General features: G+C 71.0%; 1 protein-coding gene. It reads right to left on the reverse strand.

Annotated elements, in window-relative coordinates:
- Positions 1-777, reverse strand: a 777-nt coding sequence (locus AP234_RS00100) for an alpha-amylase family glycosyl hydrolase (protein WP_268777989.1), incomplete at both ends; no start/stop codon positions are given.

Here is a 777-nt window from a genome sequence, read left to right on the forward strand (position 1 = left end):
TGAGGAAGTGGAAGTTGAACGCCTGGTGCAGCTCGTCGGGGCGGACGTAGTCGGCGAGCCGCCGCGGGGTCGGCGCCCAGGCCTCGGCCACGCCGATCCGCTCGCCGTCGTAGGAGTCGAGGATGCGCCGCCAGGAGCGGTGGATCTCGTGCACGCCGTCCTGGTCGAAGTACGGCACCACCTCGGTGCCGATCATCCGCACCTGGCCGGTGTGGCCGACGTCCGGCAGTCCGGGCGCCTTGACCATGCCGTGCGCCACGTCGATCCGGAAGCCGTCCACGCCGAGGTCGAGCCAGAACCGCAGCACATCGGCGAACTCCTCGTGCACCTCGGGGTGCTCCCAGTTGAGGTCGGGCTGCTGGGGGGCGAACAGGTGGAGGTACCACTGCCCGTCGGCCACCCGGGTCCAGGCCGGGCCGCCGAAGATCGACTCCCAGTCGTTGGGCGGCAGTTCCCCGGTCGTGCCCCTGCCGTGCCGGAAGATGTAGCGCTCCCGCTCGGGGGAGCCGGGGCCGGCCGCCAGCGCCGCGAGGAACCAGGGGTGCTCGTCGGAGGTGTGGTTCGGCACGACGTCCACGATGATCTTCAGGCCGTGCCGGTGGGCGTCGTCGATCAACGCCCGGGCATCGGCCAGCGATCCGAAGATCGGGTCGACGTCGCGGTAGTCGGCCACGTCGTAGCCGAAGTCGGCCATCGGCGAGGGGTAGAACGGCGTCAGCCAGATCGCGTCCACGCCCAGATCGGCCAGGTAGCGCAGCCGGCTGCGGACGCCGAGCA

Source organism: Sphaerimonospora mesophila (assembly GCF_001417795.1).
In the GTDB taxonomy this organism is placed as follows: Bacteria; Actinomycetota; Actinomycetes; order Streptosporangiales; family Streptosporangiaceae; genus Sphaerimonospora; species Sphaerimonospora mesophila.